The following is an 18,064-nucleotide window of genomic DNA, read 5'->3' as shown; positions in this document are numbered from 1 at the left end:
CCTCCGCGCTATCAGGGAGACGGACATGGCCACACACGTACTCCACCCCGGGACGAAGGGCCGCAAGCGGCGCATCACCCTCGACGAGGAACTGCCGGTCGACCACCGGCTGAGCAGGGTCTACCGCGTGGGCGCCGGCCTGATGGGGCTCGTGCTTCTCGCGTTCGGCGTCCTCGGCCTCATCGACAAGATCGGGTTCTTCGACACCCGCGGTGACACCGTCGCCGGGCTCAACACCAACGGCGCGCTCAGCGTCCTGTCGATCGCCGTCGGCCTGCTGCTCTTCGTCGGCATGGTGATCGGCGGCAACGCGGCCTCGACGCTCAACATGGTGATCGGCGTCGTATTCATCCTCAGCGGCTTCGTCAATCTCGCCCTGCTGGACAGCCGGTTCAACTTCCTGGCGTTCCGCATCCAGAACGTCCTGTTCAGCTTCGTGGTGGGCCTGCTGCTCATGACCTTCGGGATGTACGGGAGGGTCAGCGGCGGTCTGCCGCACGACAACCCGTACTGGAAGGCGAGGCACCCGGAGCGGGCGGGTTAGCTCCCGGACGGGCGGCGGAGGCACCGGGACCGGGCCTCCCCGCCACCCGGATCAGGCGGCCGTGGTCACCTGTGCGAATCTGGGATCATGCTCGACCTGTTGGATTTCCCCGCGGTTCTCCGGGCGCGCCGTCTCGTCGCCATCGTGCGCGGCGGCGACCCCGACGCCTCCTTCCGTACGGTCATGACGCTCGCCGAGTCCGGCGTCCCGCTGATCGAGGTCTCCCTCAGCGGCGCCGACGCGCTCGGCGTGCTGCGCAGGGCCCGCGCCGAACTCGGCCCCGACGCCTGGCTCGGCGCGGGCACGGTCCTCACCGCCGAGGACGCGCGCGCCGCGGCGGACGCGGGCGCCAACCTCATCGTCACGCCGGGCCTCGGCGCGGGCGTCGACGAGGCGGTGCGGCGCGGCCTGCCGGTGCTCGGCGGAGTCCTCACACCGACCGACGTCATCGCGGCCGAGGCCGCGGGCGTGACGGCGCTGAAGATCTTCCCCGCGTCGGCGATGGGCGGCCCCGCCTATCTCAAGGCACTGCGCGGCCCCTTCCCGACGACACCCTTCGTGCCGGTCGGCGGCGTGGACGCGGCGGCCGCCGAGGCGTATCTGGCGCTCGGCGCGGTCGCGGTGGGCGTCGGCTCGCCGCTGATCGGCGACGCGGCGGACGGCGGCGACCTGGCCGCCCTGCGGGCGCGGGCGGCGGAGTTCGTGAAGGTGACCTCGTGAGGGCGGGCGAGACGCCCCGCGACGTCCTCACCCTCGGCGAGAGCATGGTCGCCCTGCGCGGCAGCGGCCCCCTCAAGCTGGGCGGCTCGATGGCCGTGTCCGTCGCGGGCGCCGAGAGCAACGTCGCCATCGGCCTGTCCCGCCTCGGCCACGCCGTCCGCTGGGCGGGCGCGGTCGGCGCCGACGAGGCCGGCGAGCTGGTGCTGCGCACGCTGCGCGCGGAGGGCGTCGACGTCACGGCGGCGACGCGCGACGGGGCCGCCCCGACCGGTCTGATCCTCTTCGAGCCGCGGCTGCCGGAGGTGACCCGTGTGCACTACTACCGCGCGGGGTCGGCGGGTTCACGGCTCGCCCCCGAAGCGGTCGAGGCCGCCTTCGCCGCCGCGCCGCCGGACGTCCTGCACCTGACCGGCATCACCCCGGCCCTCGGCCCGTCCGCGGCGCGGGCCTGCCGGCGGGCCCTGCGGCTGGCCCGCGAGCACGGCACCCAGGTCTGCCTGGACGTGAACTTCCGCTCGCGGCTGTGGAGTTCCGAGGACGCGACGGCCGAGCTGCGCGAGTGGATCCCGTACGTCGACGTCCTCATCGCCTCCGACGACGAGCTGCCGCTGTGCCTGCCGTCGCGGGCCGCCTCCGGTGACGTATCTCTGGAGAAGACGCTCCTGGACCTCGGCGTCCGCGAGGTCGTGGTCAAGCTCGGCGCGGACGGCGCGACCGCCCACACCGCCGACGGCACGCTCCGCTCCCCCGCCCGCGCGGTGCGGGCCGTGGACGCGGTGGGCGCGGGGGACGCGTTCGTGGCCGGGTATCTGTCGGCGCTGCTCGACGGCGAGGACATCGCGGGCCGCCTGGACCGGGCGGTCACCACCGGCGCGTTCGCGGTGGCCTCGCACGGCGACTGGGAAGGGGCGCCCACGCGGGCGGAGTTGGGCCTGCTGGGAGCGGGGCCGGGCACGGTGGTCCGCTAGACGGCACGCGGGGCGCCCCGCAAGGGGCGCGAGGAACCGCGCGACACGCCACGCCGCACCCGCGGCCGGGCGCCGGGCCGGACCCCGGACGGCACCCTCAGCCGCAGCAGCCCCCACCGCAACAGCCGCCCCCGCCGCCCCCGCTCGGGGCGGACGCGGACCCGGACCCGGACGCGGACCCTCCGACGGCGACGGCCGACAGCAGCTTCACCGTGTCCTCGTGCCCGACGGGGCACACCGCGGGGTCACCGGACTCGGACATGGGCCGGCTCAGCTCAAACGTGTCGCCGCAGGACCGGCACCGGTATTCGTATCGAGGCATGGGCCCAGGCTAGCCGCGCCGCCCCGCCGCGAGGAACGCCCCGGCGATCTTCTCGCCCGCCGCGATCCCGCGCTCGGGCAGCACGGTGAGGCCCGGCGCCACGAAGTCCGTGTCGGCGAGCTCGCCGTGGCCGGGGCGCCAGGAGCGGTCGGCCGCGAGCAGCAGGTCCGCGTCGAGCAGCGAGTCGCCCGCCGCGAGGATCTCCTGCGCGCCGGTGCGCCGCGCGACCTCCCGCACCGCCGCGCTCTTGGTGAGGGGCTTCGGGACGGCGTAGAGCTTGCGGCCCTGGAGCGAGACCGTCCAGCCGCGCGCCTCGGCCCAGGCGGCGAGTTCCTTGACCCACTCATCGGGCAGCAGCGCGCGCTCGACGACGAGATACGCGAAGAGGTCCTCGGCGACGCGCTCCTTGAGCAGCCAGGCCGGGTCGGCGGTGCGCACCAGATGGGCGCGGACCTCGTCGAGGGAGGCGCACTCGGCGGCCAGCCGCCGGGCGACCGCCGCCTGCCAGTCGGGGTCGGACACGCCGTCGACGAGCAGGTGCCCGCCGTTGGCGCAGATCGCGAACCGCGGTGCCGGTCCTGGCAGATGGATGCGCCCGTACTGCTCGCGGGTGCGCGTGGTGGTCGGCACGAAGACGGCCGTGCGGGCCAGCTCGTCGAGGAGCCCGGCGGCGGCCTCGGTGACGTACGACAGCGGCTTGCCCTCGTACACCTCGACGCAGAGCAGGCGCGGCGCGTCGGCGTCCGGCATGGTCAGGCCGAGTGCGGCGGCGGAGTAGATGAGCGTGCGGTCCAGGTCGCTGGCGACGAGCTGCGTCACTGGGAGACCACCGCCTTGCCGTCCGCGCCCGTCGCCCCGCGCGTGTACTTGGGGTGGATCAACCCCACGCAGGTGTACGGGAGTTCGCCGACCTCCTCGACGGGCACGCCCCGCTGCTCGGCGAGCAGGCGTACGTGGTCGAGGTCCGCCCCTGCGCCCGCGCGGGCCAGGATCTTCCAGGGGACGCGGCGCAGGAGCACGCGGGTCGTCTCGCCGACGCCCGGCTTGACGAGGTTCACGTCGTGGATGCCGTACTCCTCGCTGATCCGCTCGACGGCGGCCCAGCCCTCCCAGGTGGGCGCCCTGTCGGCCGAGAGAACCTCCTTGACCTGCGCGTCCACCGCGTCGGCGACCTCACCGAAGCGGTCCACGACCGTGTCGACGAACTCGCCGGACACATCGGCGTCCGCGAGCTCGCGGTAGAACTTCGCGCCGTGGAAGTCGTCCGGGCCGACCAGGTCGGCCCGGAGCACGGTGCGCGAAATGAGCCCGGAAACCGTGGAGTTGAGGCAGGCGGAGGGGATGAGGAAGTCCTCGCGGGTGCCGTGGGTGCGCACGCACGAACCGGGGTCGGCGAGCACGGCGATCTCCGGGCTGAAGCCCGCGGGACCGCCCGCCTCCTCGAACTCCCTTATGGCCTCGGCCAGTTCACGGGTGATCGCGCCCTTGCCGGTCCAGCCGTCGACGAAGACCACGTCGGCGGGGTCGTGGTGGGCGGCGAGCCAGCGCAGGGCGTTGGCGTCGATGCCGCGGCCGCGCACGATCGACACGGCGTAGTGCGGCAGGTCGAGGCCGTGCCGGTACGCGGCCCAGCGGCGCATCAGGACCCCGACGGGCGTACCGGCGCGGGCCAGGGACACGAGGACCGGGCGCGGCGACCGCTCGGCGAGGACCGTCTCGGTGACCGTGCCGACGGCCCGCGCGATGCGGGCGGCGGAGGTGCCGAGCGCGGCACGGAACAGCTCCTGGTACCGCTCGCTCGGCTGGTACTCCACGGGCAGCGACTCGGCGTAGTGCGCGCCGCCGCTCTGGATCGCCTCCTCGCGCTCCTCCGTGGGGGCCTCCAGCGTGACGTCCGAGAGGTCCTGCAACAGCCAGCCGACGTCGTCGGGCGCGTACGAGGAGAAGGCGGGGCCGCGGAGGGGCTCGGCGAGCATGGAGGGCCTTTCGGGGACGTGCGAGGGGGCGCGCGACGAGGTCTGCGCCGGGAGGTGCGAGGGGGCGCGCGCGGGGACGTACGAGGGGACGACGGCCAGCAGGACGTGCCCGATGTGCGCCGACAGCTGCGCCAGGAGCCCGTCGGGGGCGTGCAGGGCCGCGGTGTCCGCGACCGAGTCCACGACGGCGACGACCGCGTCGAAGCCGCCGCCCGCGACGTTGTACGCGTACCGCGTCCCCGGGCCGTCGGCCGGGTCGTCGTGCGCGGGGAAGGCGAGGCGGGTGCGTATCGCGTAGCCGGGGTCGTCCACGGCGAGCACCGGCGAGCGGGTCGTGGTGGAGAACCGCACCTCGGCACCGGTCCGCCGCTCCAGCTCCACGCCGAGCGCGAGCGGCGCGTACATCAGCTCCTCGAAGCCGAGGACGAGCACCCGGCGCGCGGTGTCGGGCAGCGCCTTCGCGATCCGGGCCGCCATGTCCGGCAGGGCGGCGTCGAGGGCCGCGCGGTGCGTGGGCGTGAAGCCGTGCCGCCCGCCGTCGGGCACCCCCGCCGGCCAGCCGAGGTCGACGCGCTCGACCGGGCCGCGCTCTCCCCGGGGCCGCGGCGGAGCGGCGCTCTCGTGCTCGGCGACCAGCGCCTTCCCCTTCGCCAGGACGCCGTCGGGCAGTCGCACCGTCCCGGAGGCCGTGGCGACGAGGTCGACGCGCGCGCCGATCTCCCGGGCGAAGTCGGCGAGCCGCCCCTGGTCCCCGGGCGAGCGCATGTCGACCAGCGCGACGATCACGTACCGCCCGCGCGGGAAACGCTCGTGCAGGGCGCGGATCGTGTTCAGGACCGTGTTGCCGGTGGAGAACTCGTCGTCGACGAGGACCAGCGGGCCGTCGCCCGCGAGCAGGCGGGGGTCCTCGGGCAGCAGCAGGTGCGAGGTGGCGTGCGAGTGGGACTCCTCGAAGCCGCCCGCGCGCTCGACGCCCTCGACGGGCCGCCGGGTGGAGTGCAGGTAGGGCGCGAGGCCGACGCCGTCGGCGACCGCGTGGCCGAGGCCGGTCGCGGTCTCCGCGTAGCCGAGCACGACGGCGCGCCGGGCCTCCTCGTCACCGAGCAGGTCCCGCACCCGCACGCCCAGGTCGTGCCCGGCGCCGTGGACGACCGAAGGGTGCTGCGGCACGTGCTTGCCCAGCACGTTCGACACCAGGAGGTGGGCCCGCTTGGGGTTGCGGCGCAGCGCGAGGCCGAGCAGCCCGGGCAGCGCGTCGTCGCCGTCGAGCCCGACCCCGAGCCGCTCGGCGACCCAGGTCCCCGACCAGGTCGCCGGCCGCGCCGCCGCGTGCTTGTCGTCTTGCGTCACGTACGTCATGTCCCTTGTGTTCGATCAGCCGGTTCGATCAGACCGGAAGCCCGGCGGTGAGCAGCTCCACGAAGCCGACGTCCTCCTTGGCGACGCCGAAGACCTCGGCGCGCCGCAGGGTCCGCTCGGCCCAGGCGCGGTGCGGCTTCACCTCGTTCATCTTGTTCGTGTACGAGGAGCGCAGGACGCCTCCGCCGCCGCGCTCGGGGCGCAGGATGTCCTCGGCGTCGCTGAACTCCTCGTGGCTGACCACGGAGAGCGCGTGCACGGGCACCACGTGCGAGGGGTGGATGCAGGTCTTGCCGAGCAGGCCGTTGGCGCGGTCGAGCTCGATCTCGCGGAGCAGGCCGTCCATGTCGTGCTCGATGAGGGCCTGGCGCAGTTCGTCGGCCCGGCCCTCCAGGAAGGGGCTGCGGCGCAGCTGCGGCTTGAACATCCGCTCCTGGACGCGGAAGTACTCCCACACGGGTCCGGTCACGGTGAAGCCCGTGCCGTCGGCCCTGCCGAGCACGTTCACCACGTCGGCGATGACGGAGGCGACGATCTGCACGTCATAGGCGGTCATGTCCGGCGGCCTGCGCAGTCCGTACGCCGAGCAGAAGTCGGTGACGCCGAGCCGCAGCGCGAGCACCCGGTCGCGGTACTTGTCGACGGTGCGGGCGATTCCGGCCAGCGTCTCGGCGCGGCTCTCCAGGTGGAGCAGCTCGGGCGACTCCAGGACGGGCATCGCGAACAGCCGCCGCCCGCCGAGCCCGTCCGCGCCCTCCGCGGCCACGACCGCCTCCAGGAACGGGACACCCCGCTCCTCGGTGAACTTGGGCAGTACGAATCCGGACAACAGCCGGACGCTCGGTCCCAGCCGGCGGACCAGGTCGGGTATCTGCTCGGCGGCGCGGACCCGGATGAAGAGCAGGGGCGGCTCCACGCCCCGCTCCGCCAGGTCGGCGAATTGCCGGACCAGGTTCTCCTCGGCGGCCGTGACCTCGGCGTCGTCGATGGAGTCCTCCAGGCAGAGCACCATGGAGATCACGCCACGGCCGGCCTGCTTCAGGATGTCGTCGGCGAGGCGGGGGCGGGTGGCGGGGCTGTAGAGCGTGGCTCCCAGGGCGGGTGCGAGCAGGTGGGGCGCGGAGTCCGCGGTGAAGGCACACGGCTCCCGGTGGAAGAGGCGCTGCCGCACCTCTGGGGCGATGTGCCCGAAATGACGCATGAGATTCCCCTGCTATCGCCTGTTTCGCCGACTGCTCTCGCCTGTTCCGCCGACGTGGGCCGTGATGATGTGGCCGGTAATAGTACGTAGAGACGGGTGCCGGGGGTTCCCGCCGGGCATGAACTTCAGGTAACCCGGCCATGTCGTACACGCACAGCACACAACCGTCGCACGCTCGCACCACCCGCAGGTCAGGCGCCTGCCGACGCGGTCGGGACCTTGAGGCCCCCGCGTTGTCCCGTCCTGGCGGGGGAAGGCAGGATGACCGCATGACGCACGCGATGTTGAAGGGGTCGAACGTCCCTCTCGAGGCCTCGGCCGTCCGCGCCGTACTGCGCTGGACCCCCGGGCAGGGCGTCCCCGACGTCGACGCGTCGGCGCTGCTGCTCGGCGGCGACGGCCGGGTCCGCTCCGACGAGGACTTCGTCTTCTACAACCAGCCGCGCCACCCCGGGGGCAAGGTCTGGCGGCTCGGCAAGAAGCGGGTAGCCGAGGGCCTGACCGACACGATCCAGACGGATCTGGTGGGCATGGACCCGGCGGTGAGCCGGGTGCTCCTGGCCGCTTCGGCGGAGGGCGTCTCGTTCCAGCACGTACCCGCGCTGCGGATCCTGCTGTACGACGCCGCGGTCGCCGAGGGCGAACCGCTCGCGTATTTCGACATCACGCCGCAGACCGGCGAGGAGACGGCGCTGATCTGCGGGGAGCTCTACCGCCGCGGCGACGGCTGGAAGTTCCGCGCGCTCGGCGAGGGGTACTCCAACGGCCTGGAGGGGCTCGCGTCCGACTTCGGGATCTCGGTGGACGACTCGGAGTCCGCCGCGCCGGAGCCCGCGCCCTCGACGTCGCTCCCGCTGCCGCCGCAGCAGCCGGTGCCGCAGCAGCAGCCCGCCCATCCGTCCATGGCCCAGCACGCCCCGCAGTCGTCACCGCAGCCCGCGTACGGCTATCCGCCCGAGCCGCCCCGGCATCCGGCGCCCCAGCCCTCGTACGGCTATCCGCCCGCGGCGGCCACCCAGCCGACCCCGATCGCGCACGCGGCCCCGGTGGCCCAGCCCAGCTACGGCTATCCCCAGCCGGTGGCCCCGATCCCGGACCCGAACTTCCGGCTGCCGCCGCAGGGACCGCAGTTCCTGAACCGCTGAGGCGGGGCGGGGGCTCCGGGGCGCGGGGCGGGGGTTCCGGGGCGCCGCGCTGTTCGTGAGGCCGGTCCGGTGGGTGCGGCGGCCGGTCCGGTGCGCCCGGCCGTTGGGACTGGTCCGACGCGCCCGTCCGGCGCACGGGGTCAGCCCACCTTGGTCTTGTAGCCGCGGCCCCACTGGAGCCCCCAGCCGTACAGCCGGTCGAGCTCGGCCTGGAAGCCGTAGACGAACTTCACCTCGCGGCGGACCATCAGCTCGTCCTTCACGTTCTCGATCGAGACCACCGCGCAGCTGCGGGCCTGCGGCTGGCGCTCGTCCAGGTCGATCTCGATGCGCGGGCCGTTGCTGGGGTAGAGCGTGACCTTCGCGTGCGTACGGTCGAAGGCCGGCGTCTGGTCGTAGATGTATACGAAGATCAGCAGACGCTTGATCGCCTCGCGGTGGTCGAGATTGATGTAGAGCGTCTCGCCCGACCCCGAACCGAACCGGTCGTCGCCGCTGCCCTTCACGTACGGCGGCGAGTTGAGGCTCCCGAAGAAGTTGCCCAGCGGCTGCACCACGCCCTTGTCGCCGTCGGTCAGTTCGTACAGGCAGCCGAGGTCGAGGTCCACGTTGACCATGCTCTGCGTATGCGCCTGGACCGGCTCGGGCCGGAACATCTGGAAGGGGTGCCGCAGCAGACTTCCGCCGCCCCCGCGCTGCTTGCCGAGGAGGTCGGAGGTGCGCATCTGCCAGGAGAGGTTGACGCGCAGGTTGCCGCTGGCCGCGCCCTGTTTGGAGAGCGACACCGCCGGGTGCCGTTTGGTCAGTTCGATCGAGTTGGTCGCCGCGCTGCCCGACGCGAAGTCGTTCGACCGCCCGCGCCACAGTCCGTCCCAGAAGGACATGCCGCCCCCAAGTGCCCTCGTGCCACCTACATGTGCCGGTGCTCCCGGCCCCGCGGGCCGGCGGTGCCGGCCCCTTCACCGCGACGGGGCGGCCACGAGGACATCTCCTCGACGGCCGCCCCGCACAGAGCGTTCCTCACCTTGGCCGTCGTCACACTCCGGAACACGGAATCGGACAGCGCGGCGAGGGAATCAGTCAGCCTCAGACCCCGGACGAGACCTCAGCCTTCTCGCCCGAGCTTTCTTTTCCCTCGGCCGCCGCCAGCGCGCGGTTGCGGCGCACGGACGAGAAGAAGGACCAGGCGATCAGCAGGACGCCGACGGAGCCGGTGATCACCTCGTGGATCTCGTACTGGATGGTCACCAGGAGGATCGCGGCGAGGGCACCGATCGCGTAGTGCGCGCCGTGCTCCAGGTAGACGTAGTCGTCGAGGGTGCCCTGGCGGACCAGGTAGACCGTGAGCGACCGGACGTACATGGCGCCGATGCCGAGGCCGAGCGCCATCAGGACGATGTCGTTGGTGATCGCGAAGGCACCGATGACGCCGTCGAAGGAGAACGACGCGTCCAGGACTTCCAGGTAGAGGAACATGAAGAAGGCGGCCTTGCCGGCCATCACGACCGCAGGAACCTTCTTGCCGGTCCTCTTGGCCTCTTCCTCCTGCTCGTGCTCGCGCTCCTCGTCCTCCTCGAGCTTGTTCTCGAAGTAACTGGAGAGTCCGCCCACCACGAGATAGGTGATCAGGCCCGCGATCCCGGAGATGAGGACCGTCTGCGCCTTGTCCACATGGGCGCCGCCGTGCTGGTGCGCGTTGGTGGCGAAGGTCATCGCGGTGACCATCAGGACGATGAGCGCGATGCAGACCGACAGCATGTCGACCTTGCCGAGCTTGGCGAGCGGACGCTCGATCCAGCCCAGCCACTTGATGTCGCGGTCCTCGAAGATGAAGTCGAGGAAGATCATCAACAGGAACATGCCACCGAAGGCGGCGATCGACGGGTGCGCGTCGGTGACCAGCTGCTGGTACTGCTCCTTGTCGTTGAACGCGAGCTTGACCGCTTCGATCGGGCCGAGCTGGGCACTGATGGCCACGATCACGACGGGGAAGACCAGCCGCATGCCGAAGACCGCGATGAGCACGCCGATGGTGAGGAAGATCTTCTGCCAGAAGGCATTCATCTTCTTCAGGATTCCGGCGTTGACCACCGCGTTGTCGAAGGACACCGAGATCTCGAGGATGGACAGGATCGCCACGACGCCGAAGCCGGTCCACCCCCCGTAGAACACCGCGGCCACCAGGCCGAGCGCGGTGACCGCGAACGACCAGCCGAAGGTTTTCAGAAGCACTGGCTACCCAATCGTGTGTGTACGGGCTCCCGTGTAGCGGTCTCCCCCGCGCCGGTCCCCTGCTTTACGAAACGTTGACCCCGAAGTCTAGAGCGATGCCCCGCAGCCCCGACGCGTACCCCTGACCGACTGCACGGAACTTCCACTCGCCCCCGTAGCGATACACCTCGCCGAAGATCATCGCGGTCTCCGTCGAGGCGTCCTCGGAGAGGTCGTAGCGCGCGAGCTCCTGGCCGTCCGCCTGGTTCACGACGCGAATGAAGGCGTTGCTGACCTGGCCGAACGTCTGACCCCTGTTGTCCGCCTCATGGATGGAGACAGGAAAGATGATCTTGTCGCAGTTGGCCGGCACCTTGGCGAGGTCGATCAGGAGCGACTCGTCGTCACCTTCACCCTCACCGGTGAGATTGTCACCGGTGTGTTCGACGGAGCCGTCGGGGCTCTTGAGGTTGTTGTAGAAGACGAACCACTCGTCGCCGAGGACCCTGCCCGCGTTGCACAGCAGCGCGCTGGCGTCGAGGTCGAAGGGGGCGCCGGTGGTGGAGCGCGCGTCCCAGCCCAGTCCGACCAGGACCTGGGTGAGGTTGGGTGCGGCCTTGGAGAGGGAGACGTTGCCTCCCTTGGCGAGTGTGACGCCCATGGTGATGGTCCTCCCCGAGGTGACGAGAGCAGAAGTTCCCATGGTGCCGGGAACACAAGGTGGTGAGCACGTCCGGCGCCGCACTGGTGTGTGTGCGGCGCCGGACGACAGGGCTAAGGGGCGAACTCGGCTCAGACGTTGACGCCGAAGTCCTGCGCGATGCCGCGCAGGCCCGAGGCGTAGCCCTGGCCGACCGCGCGGAACTTCCACTCGGCGCCGTGGCGGTACAGCTCGCCGAAGACCATCGCGGTCTCCGTCGAGGCGTCCTCGGAGAGGTCGTAACGGGCGATCTCCGCGCCGCCCGCCTGGTTCACCACGCGGATGAACGCGTTGCGGACCTGGCCGAACGACTGCTGGCGGGTCTCGGCGTCGTAGATCGAGACCGGGAAGACGATCTTCTCGACGTCGGCGGGCACCGCGGCGAGGTCGACCTTGATCGCCTCGTCGTCGCCCTCGCCCTCACCGGTGGTGTTGTCACCGGTGTGCTCGACGGAGCCGTCGGGGCTCTTCAGGTTGTTGAAGAACACGAAGTTCTGGTCGCTGCTGACCTTGCCCTCCGCGTTCGTCAGGATCGCGCTGGCGTCAAGGTCGAAGTCCGTACCGGTGGTGGTGCGGACGTCCCAGCCCAGGCCGACCAGAACCGCGGTCAGGCCCGGCGCCTCCTTGCTCAGAGATACGTTGCCGCCCTTGCTGAGGCTGACTCCCACGAGTCCTCCCAATTGGTGTCCAGGGGCGGGGAGCCCCAAGCGTTGCGTTGCCATCGGATCAACGTGTGGATCCTAGTGACCGGTTCCCGGCCGCCACAGGCTCTGCACCCGAAGAATCACAGGGTGTCACCCCTGAGGAATCCTCGGGTGTCCCCGGAGAGATCCTCGGGGCGTCCGCCGCAGAGGCCTTCGGGGCGTCGGCCGCAGAGATCTTCGGGTGCCGCCCGAGAGGGGCACAGAGCGCCCTCCGAGCGATCAGAGGGTCTCCAGGGCCTTGACGTACTCGTTCAGGTCGCGGGCGTCCGGGAGAGCGTTGACGACGCTCCAGCGCACCACGCCCTCCTTGTCGATGATGAACGTGCCGCGCACCGCGCAGCCCTTCTCCTCGTCGAAGACGCCGTACGCGCGCGACACCTCGCCGTGCGGCCAGAAGTCGGAGACCAGCGGGTACTCCAGGCCCTCCTGCTCGGCGAAGACGCGCAGGGTGTGGATGGAGTCGTTGGAGACGGCGAGCAGCTGGGTGTCGTCGTTGACGAACTTCGGCAGCTCGTCACGGAGGGCGCAGAGCTCGCCGGTGCACACGCCCGTGAACGCGAACGGGTAGAAGAGCAGCACCACGTTCTTCTCGCCGCGGAAGTCGGAGAGCTTCACGGACCGGCCGTGGTTGTCCTTCAGCTCGAACTCCGGGGCCTTGGTGCCGGTCGCAATTCCAGCGAGCGCCATGAGATACGCATCCCTTCGACGGGGCCCCTCGACGGGGCTGTTCGGGTGAGACCACCCTACGTCCGCCGATCCGGACAATCCGCACCCCCACACGCCTGAGGCCCTCGCCGACGGAATACGTCGGCAAGGGCCTCAAGAACACCCTGAAGGGTTACGACGGGAGCGCCCTGAAGAAGCGCCGGGCACGGAAGCACCCTGCCGGGGCACGAGTGCGCTGTCACACGGCCTACGGCACCCCGTCACGGCCCACGGCGCCCTGTCGGCCCCGCGGAGTCTCGGGCCGCGCAGGCCCGCACCCACCGTCCAAGCGAAGCGCTACCGCTTCTTGGCGGCGCCCTTCGGCGTGATCAGCCGGCTGCCGCTCCAGTCCTTGCCGGCGTTGATGCTCTTGGTCGCCGACAGCCCCGCTGTGGTGGAGGCCTCACCGATGTCGCTCGGCTCGACGTACCCGTCCCGACCGGTCTTCGGTGTGAGCAGCAGGATCGAGCCGCCCTCCTCCATGTACGCGATGGCATCCACCAGCGCATCAGTCAGGTCCCCGTCGTCCTCACGGAACCAGAGCACCACGGCGTCAGCCACGTCGTCGTAGTCCTCGTCGACGAGCTCTGTGCCAGTGGCAGCCTCGATGGCCTCGCGGAGCTCCTGGTCGACGTCGTCGTCGTAGCCGATCTCCTGGACCACCTGGTCGGGCTGGAAACCAAGCCTTACGGCAAGGTTCGTCTCCGCGTGGTCCGCGGTCGCGCTCACGGATTGCCTCCTGATCATGTTTTTGGGAATGCCTGTCAGCCACGCGCGTGCGCGGGGCGTTGGCCGTAGTCCACACGGGCGGGACGGATCGCGCAAGTACCCGGCCGTCGAGACCGCCGAAACGGTGACGTTCCCGACCGTGTCGCCGCAACTGCCGCCACATCCGTGCGAGGCCGAACGGCTCTGCGAACCCGCTAGGCAGGATGGGCGTATCGTTGCGATTTGGGCCGAGCCTACCCCAGGGGGTCACCGGAAGAACGTCTCGGTTACCTATCGGTAGAGATGACGTTTGCGTCCACGCGGTACACGATGGGGAGCGGTGCACGGCCAGGCAGAACCCAGGCGAGAGCCCCAACAGCGAAGGAACAGCGTGGCTTCCGGATCCGATCGCAACCCGATCATCATTGGCGGCCTGCCCAGTCAGGTCCCGGACTTCGATCCCGAAGAGACCCAGGAGTGGCTCGACTCCCTCGACGCCGCGGTCGACGAACGCGGTCGCGAGCGGGCCCGCTACCTGATGCTCCGGCTGATCGAGCGCGCACGCGAGAAGCGTGTCGCCGTGCCCGAGATGCGCAGTACCGACTACGTCAACACGATCGCCACCAAGGACGAGCCGTTCTTCCCCGGCAACGAGGAGATCGAGCGCAAGGTCCTCAACGCCACCCGCTGGAACGCCGCGGTCATGGTCTCCCGCGCCCAGCGCCCCGGCATTGGTGTCGGCGGTCACATCGCCACCTTCGCCTCCTCCGCCTCGCTCTACGACGTGGGCTTCAACCACTTCTTCCGCGGCAAGGACGAGGGCGACGGCGGCGACCAGATCTTCTTCCAGGGACACGCGTCCCCCGGCATCTACGCCCGTGCGTTCCTCCTGGACCGGCTCACCGAGCAGCAGCTCGACGCGTTCCGCCAGGAGAAGTCGAAGGCCCCCGACGGCCTCTCGTCGTACCCGCACCCGCGTCTGATGCCGGACTTCTGGGAGTTCCCGACGGTCTCCATGGGCCTCGGCCCGCTCGGCGCGATCTTCCAGGCGCGCATGAACCGCTACATGGAGGCGCGTGACATCGCCGACACCTCCAAATCCCACGTCTGGGCGTTCCTCGGCGACGGCGAGATGGACGAGCCCGAGTCGCTCGGCCAGCTCTCCATCGCCGCCCGCGAGGGCCTGGACAACCTCACCTTCGTCGTCAACTGCAACCTGCAGCGCCTCGACGGCCCGGTGCGCGGCAACGGCAAGATCATCCAGGAGCTGGAATCCCAGTTCCGCGGCGCCGGCTGGAACGTCATCAAGCTGGTCTGGGACCGCAGCTGGGACCCGCTGCTCGCGCAGGACCGCGACGGCATCCTGGTCAACCGGCTCAACACCACGCCCGACGGTCAGTTCCAGACGTACGCGACCGAGACCGGCGCCTACATCCGCGACCACTTCTTCGGCGACGACCAGCGCCTGCGCGCCATGGTCGAGAACATGACCGACGACCAGATCCTGCACCTGGGCCGCGGCGGTCACGACCACAAGAAGATCTTCGCGGCGTTCTCCGCGGCCAAGGCCCACAAGGGGCAGCCGACGGTGATCCTCGCCCAGACGGTCAAGGGCTGGACCCTCGGCCCGAACTTCGAGGGCCGCAACGCCACGCACCAGATGAAGAAGCTCACGGTCGACGACCTCAAGGGCTTCCGCGACCGCCTGCACATCCCGATCACGGACAAGCAGCTGGAAGAGGGCGCCCCGCCCTACTACCACCCGGGCCGCGACTCCGAAGAGATCCAGTACATGCACGACCGCCGCAAGGGCCTGGGCGGCTACGTCCCGACCCGCGTCGTGCGCGCGAAGCCGCTGCAGCTCCCCGAGGACAAGACGTACGCGACCGCGAAGAAGGGCTCGGGCCAGCAGTCGATCGCCACCACCATGGCGTTCGTCCGCATCCTGAAGGACCTCATGCGGGACAAGGAGATCGGCAAGCGCTTCGTGCTGATCGCCCCGGACGAGTACCGCACCTTCGGCATGGACGCCTTCTTCCCGAGTGCGAAGATCTACAACCCGCTCGGCCAGCAGTACGAGGCCGTGGACCGCGAGCTCCTCCTCGCCTACAAGGAGTCGCCGACGGGCCAGATGCTGCACGACGGCATCTCGGAGGCCGGCTGCACCGCCTCCCTGATCGCCGCCGGCTCGGCCTACGCGACCCACGGCGAACCGCTGATCCCGGTCTACGTCTTCTACTCGATGTTCGGCTTCCAGCGCACCGGCGACCAGTTCTGGCAGATGGCAGACCAGCTGGCGCGCGGCTTCGTCCTCGGCGCGACCGCCGGCCGCACCACCCTGACCGGCGAGGGCCTCCAGCACGCGGACGGCCACTCGCAGCTGCTCGCCTCGACCAACCCGGGCTGCGTCGCCTACGACCCCGCCTTCGGCTTCGAGATCGCGCACATCGTCAAGGACGGCCTGCGCCGGATGTACGGCCCCGACAGCGAGGACGTCTTCTACTACCTCACCGTCTACAACGAGCCGATCCAGCACCCGGCCGAGCCCGCCGACGTGGACGTCGACGGCATCCTCAAGGGCATCCACCGCTTCAAGTCCGGTGAGCAGGGCGCCATCCCGGCCCAGATCATCGCGTCCGGCGTGGCGGTGCCGTGGGCGGTCGAGGCCCAGCAGATCCTCGCCTCGGAGTGGAACGTCAAGGCGGACATCTGGTCGGCCACCTCCTGGAACGAACTGCGCCGTGAGGCCGTGGAGGTCGAGCGCCACAACCTCCTGCACCCCGAGGAGGAGCAGCGCGTCCCGTACGTGACGCAGAAGCTGACCGGCGCCGAGGGTCCGTTCGTGGCCGTCTCCGACTGGATGCGGAGCGTCCCCGACCAGATCTCCCGCTGGGTGCCCGGCACGTACCAGTCGCTGGGCGCGGACGGCTTCGGCTTCGCCGATACCCGCGGTGCCGCCCGCCGCTACTTCCACATCGACGCGCAGTCGATCGTGGTCGCGGTGCTGACCGAACTCGCCCGTGAGGGCAAGGTGGACCGCTCCGTCCTGAAGCAGGCGATCGACCGCTACCAGCTTCTCGACGTCACGGCTGCCGACCCGGGCTCGGCCGGGGGCGACGCGTAACGACAACCGCACACGCCGCGCGGCGATCCCGCGCACGTGTAGCACATCTTTCCTTTCCCGCGGAGGGCGGCGGACCACGGGTCCCGCCGCCTTCCGGCGTTTTCTACGATGCGCGCATGAAGCAACAACCGGCACAGATCCGTTGGGAGCGGCGCACCCAACGCCCGCTTCTCGCGCTCGCGGTGGCGTTCGCCGTCGCCTACGCCGTGCCGATCGTGATGCCCGACGCGAGCAAGGCCGTGACGAAGACGTGCACGGTGGTGGAGTGGCTCGTCTGGGGTTCGTTCGCTCTCGACTACATCGTGCGTCTCCTTCTCACCGATCACCGCAGACAGTTCGTCCGCACGCACTGGCTGGACCTGTGCGCCGTGATCCTTCCGATGCTTCAGCCGCTGCGGTTGCTGCGGCTGGTCTCCACGCTGATGCTCGTCGGCCGGCGGGCCCGGATGGCGTCGCAGATCAGGCTGACGACGTATGTCGCGGGCTCGGTGGTGGGCCTGTTGATGTTCGGCTCCCTGGCGGTGCTCTCCGTGGAGCGGGAGTCACCGAACGGGAACATCAAGACGCTGGGCGATGCGGTGTGGTGGTCCTTCACCACGATGACGACGGTGGGCTACGGCGATCACGCGCCGACGACGGGCCTCGGCAGGGTGCTCGCGGTCGGGCTGATGCTGTCGGGCATCGCGCTCCTCGGTGTCGTCACCGCGAACATCGCGGCGTGGTTCATCGCCCGATTCGACAAGGACGACGTCGAGGAGCGGCGCCAGACGGCCGCGATCGAGGCGCTGACCGCGGAGGTTCAGGCGCTGCGCGCGCAGGTGTCGGCGTTGTCGGGGGCGGGGTCGGTGGTGGGTGCGGTGCCGAGTCCCGCGTCGGGCGAGCGCGGTGCCGCGGAGGCGGAGGCGCTCGGAGGCCTCGGAGGCACAGGGGCCTCCTGAGTCCCGAGGTGGTTGCCCCCGACTGTCCCGAGCGTCGCGCGGTCCGGCCCGCTCCATGACCTCGTGCGGCCGCGTGAGCGGGGGTGCGGGCGCGGCGTGTGTCCGAAGCCCGCCGTCGTCACTCCTCGGGTCAGTCGGTGGGGCAACCGTTGTGTCTGTCGATTCGGGCTCGGCGCGTCGAGTACCCCCACTCAGCTCTCCCAGACCTTGAAGGCCCTTACGCGATAGGGCGATTCGGGCGCCCAGGTGCCGCTGCCCGGATAGGTGTCGAACTCGCCCGTCTCGGCGCACTCCGCCGATTGGTACGTGGTGACGGGCCTGCCCGTGCGGTTGGCGAGAGACACCGCGCTGCCCCCCTCCGGCAGCGCGATGCAACTCTCGATGTCGATGTCCGCCAGCTCGTAGACCTTTCGGGCCCCTTTGAACCCCGCCTTGTTCCAGAGGCAGAGCTCACCCGGTCCGCAGCCGCGGAGCGTCGGCGGGGCGGCGGCCCCGGCGTGGACGGGTGTGAGCATCACCGCGGCGAGTGCGGCGGCGGTGACGGTGATGATGACGGTCTTGGGCATGGACGTACGCATGTGATTCAACCCCCGTGTCGAACAGCTCAGTTGTCCGCGTCGTGAGCCCTGCGTCGGGCCGTGCGGATCTTCTGCCTGAACTGTGGACCTGCCGACCGGGCCATCGGAAGGGGTACGAATGTGCGTCACCCGGATAGGCGAAAGCCCCCCAGGTTGTCCCT

At 70.7% G+C, this 18,064-nt stretch carries 17 protein-coding genes and 1 pseudogene; 6 read left to right on the top strand and 12 right to left on the bottom strand.

All coding sequences use genetic code 11. The features are described 5' to 3' along the window. The first annotated feature begins 25 nt into the window (after nucleotides 1-25). The 3 genes from AB0L89_RS02795 (at nucleotide 26) to AB0L89_RS02785 (ending at nucleotide 2,232) form a co-directional block, all read left to right on the top strand. Entirely contained in the window at nucleotides 26-544 is a 519-nt protein-coding gene (locus tag AB0L89_RS02795; RefSeq protein WP_365133132.1) for a DUF4383 domain-containing protein, read from the top strand. 99 nt (nucleotides 545-643) lie between these two features. Then, nucleotides 644-1,264, top strand: a complete 621-nt coding sequence (locus AB0L89_RS02790) for a bifunctional 4-hydroxy-2-oxoglutarate aldolase/2-dehydro-3-deoxy-phosphogluconate aldolase (protein ID WP_365133962.1) — start codon at nucleotides 644-646, stop codon at nucleotides 1,262-1,264. Then, nucleotides 1,261-2,232 carry a sugar kinase gene (locus AB0L89_RS02785; RefSeq protein WP_365133129.1) on the top strand — a complete coding sequence of 324 codons (972 nt, stop codon included), beginning with the start codon at nucleotides 1,261-1,263 and terminating at the stop codon, nucleotides 2,230-2,232. Before AB0L89_RS02790 ends, AB0L89_RS02785 begins: the two co-directional genes overlap by 4 nt. 97 nt (nucleotides 2,233-2,329) lie before the next feature. Here AB0L89_RS02785 and AB0L89_RS02780 read toward each other — a convergent pair whose 3' ends face one another. The 4 genes from AB0L89_RS02780 to AB0L89_RS02765 are packed head-to-tail and all read right to left on the bottom strand — an operon-like array spanning nucleotide 2,330 to nucleotide 7,090. Then, a complete protein-coding gene (locus AB0L89_RS02780) occupies nucleotides 2,330-2,554 on the bottom strand; it encodes a zinc ribbon domain-containing protein (RefSeq protein ID WP_365133126.1) in 225 nt (74 codons plus the stop codon). A 9-nt stretch (nucleotides 2,555-2,563) separates the two neighbouring features. Continuing rightward, nucleotides 2,564-3,373: an HAD family hydrolase gene (locus tag AB0L89_RS02775; protein ID WP_365133123.1), complete on the bottom strand. Its 810-nt coding sequence runs from the start codon at nucleotides 3,371-3,373 to the stop codon at nucleotides 2,564-2,566. Next, nucleotides 3,370-5,889, bottom strand: a complete 2,520-nt coding sequence (locus tag AB0L89_RS02770) for a phosphoribosyltransferase (protein WP_365133120.1) — start codon at nucleotides 5,887-5,889, stop codon at nucleotides 3,370-3,372. The genes AB0L89_RS02775 and AB0L89_RS02770 overlap by 4 nt, the downstream gene beginning before the upstream one ends. A 28-nt stretch (nucleotides 5,890-5,917) precedes the next feature. Then, on the bottom strand, nucleotides 5,918-7,090 hold the full coding sequence (locus AB0L89_RS02765) for an HpcH/HpaI aldolase/citrate lyase family protein (RefSeq protein ID WP_365133117.1): 1,173 nt from the start codon (nucleotides 7,088-7,090) through the stop codon (nucleotides 5,918-5,920). Between the two features lie 269 nt (nucleotides 7,091-7,359). Between AB0L89_RS02765 and AB0L89_RS02760 the strand changes: the two genes are divergently transcribed. Next, a complete protein-coding gene (locus AB0L89_RS02760) occupies nucleotides 7,360-8,235 on the top strand; it encodes a TerD family protein (RefSeq protein WP_365133114.1) in 876 nt (291 codons plus the stop codon). Between the two features lie 140 nt (nucleotides 8,236-8,375). Here AB0L89_RS02760 and AB0L89_RS02755 read toward each other — a convergent pair whose 3' ends face one another. From AB0L89_RS02755 to AB0L89_RS02730, 6 genes are all read right to left on the bottom strand, one after another. Next, nucleotides 8,376-9,119, bottom strand: a complete 744-nt coding sequence (locus tag AB0L89_RS02755) for a Tellurium resistance (RefSeq protein WP_365133111.1) — start codon at nucleotides 9,117-9,119, stop codon at nucleotides 8,376-8,378. A 202-nt stretch (nucleotides 9,120-9,321) separates the two neighbouring features. Next, nucleotides 9,322-10,467 carry a DUF475 domain-containing protein gene (locus AB0L89_RS02750; protein ID WP_365133108.1) on the bottom strand — a complete coding sequence of 382 codons (1,146 nt, stop codon included), beginning with the start codon at nucleotides 10,465-10,467 and terminating at the stop codon, nucleotides 9,322-9,324. Between the two features lie 64 nt (nucleotides 10,468-10,531). Then, a complete protein-coding gene (locus AB0L89_RS02745; protein WP_365133105.1) occupies nucleotides 10,532-11,107 on the bottom strand; it encodes a TerD family protein in 576 nt (191 codons plus the stop codon). A gap of 131 nt (nucleotides 11,108-11,238) precedes the next feature. Then, a complete protein-coding gene (locus AB0L89_RS02740) occupies nucleotides 11,239-11,814 on the bottom strand; it encodes a TerD family protein (protein WP_062781869.1) in 576 nt (191 codons plus the stop codon). Between the two features lie 255 nt (nucleotides 11,815-12,069). Beyond that, nucleotides 12,070-12,537: a peroxiredoxin gene (locus tag AB0L89_RS02735; protein WP_365133102.1), complete on the bottom strand. Its 468-nt coding sequence runs from the start codon at nucleotides 12,535-12,537 to the stop codon at nucleotides 12,070-12,072. A 315-nt stretch (nucleotides 12,538-12,852) separates the two neighbouring features. Beyond that, nucleotides 12,853-13,284, bottom strand: a complete 432-nt coding sequence (locus AB0L89_RS02730; protein ID WP_365133099.1) for a DUF3052 domain-containing protein — start codon at nucleotides 13,282-13,284, stop codon at nucleotides 12,853-12,855. 370 nt (nucleotides 13,285-13,654) lie between these two features. Here AB0L89_RS02730 and aceE point away from each other — a divergent pair, with 370 nt between their 5' ends. Beyond that, nucleotides 13,655-16,387: a pyruvate dehydrogenase (acetyl-transferring), homodimeric type gene (gene aceE, locus AB0L89_RS02725; RefSeq protein WP_365133096.1), complete on the top strand. Its 2,733-nt coding sequence runs from the start codon at nucleotides 13,655-13,657 to the stop codon at nucleotides 16,385-16,387. Between the two features lie 116 nt (nucleotides 16,388-16,503). Next, nucleotides 16,504-17,325: a potassium channel family protein gene (locus AB0L89_RS02720; protein ID WP_365133093.1), complete on the top strand. Its 822-nt coding sequence runs from the start codon at nucleotides 16,504-16,506 to the stop codon at nucleotides 17,323-17,325. A gap of 17 nt (nucleotides 17,326-17,342) precedes the next feature. Here AB0L89_RS02720 and AB0L89_RS02715 read toward each other — a convergent pair. Next, nucleotides 17,343-17,447, bottom strand: a pseudogene (locus tag AB0L89_RS02715) (small hydrophobic protein); the annotation flags it as partial. A 69-nt stretch (nucleotides 17,448-17,516) separates the two neighbouring features. Next, the gene (locus tag AB0L89_RS02710) at nucleotides 17,517-17,903 is read right to left on the bottom strand and encodes a peptidase inhibitor family I36 protein (RefSeq protein WP_365133090.1); all 387 of its coding nucleotides are present in this window, start codon (nucleotides 17,901-17,903) and stop codon (nucleotides 17,517-17,519) included. Nucleotides 17,904-18,064: the final 161 nt, after the last annotated feature.

This window comes from Streptomyces sp. NPDC052114, assembly GCF_040680155.1.
Taxonomy (GTDB): Bacteria; Actinomycetota; Actinomycetes; order Streptomycetales; family Streptomycetaceae; genus Streptomyces.
This window is presented reverse-complemented; position numbering and strand designations above follow the sequence as displayed.